Annotated in this window: 1 protein-coding gene; it reads right to left on the bottom strand. The window is 55.5% G+C overall.

Annotation, left to right across the window (positions count from 1 at the left end; translation table 11 throughout):
* A partial coding sequence (locus tag AC1RPH_RS08200; RefSeq protein ID WP_481762093.1) for a hypothetical protein occupies window positions 1-277 on the bottom strand: 277 nt, incomplete at its 3' end.
* Window positions 278-299 lie beyond the last annotated feature (22 nt).

Below are 299 nucleotides of genomic sequence, written 5' to 3'. Positions count from 1 at the left end.
GATTGAACGATTCACTGGTCTTGCGACCAGCAGTCGTGCGCCGGGACAGAGCATGCAGATCAGGCTCGTCAGCACGATCTATACCGCGATCTTCAGTCTCGTGTTGCTCATAACGACCACCATCACGGCTGATCCATGGGCTGTTTTGATTTTCGGTTTCCGCTTCGAAACTCGTGTCTTTGCCCGTGTACTTCTGGAGCAGGGCTCGGTACTCGCGGTCTTCCTTGAGGTCACGATCGAGAGCTTCAGGATCGATTTGGGCTGCGGCCATCCACATCTTAAGCGGAACAGGCACGCCC

Source organism: Dellaglioa sp. CoH-57-MRSF-16 (assembly GCF_056782055.1).
Note: the sequence above shows the minus strand (reverse complement) of the source record. Positions and strands in the feature narration are given on the sequence as shown.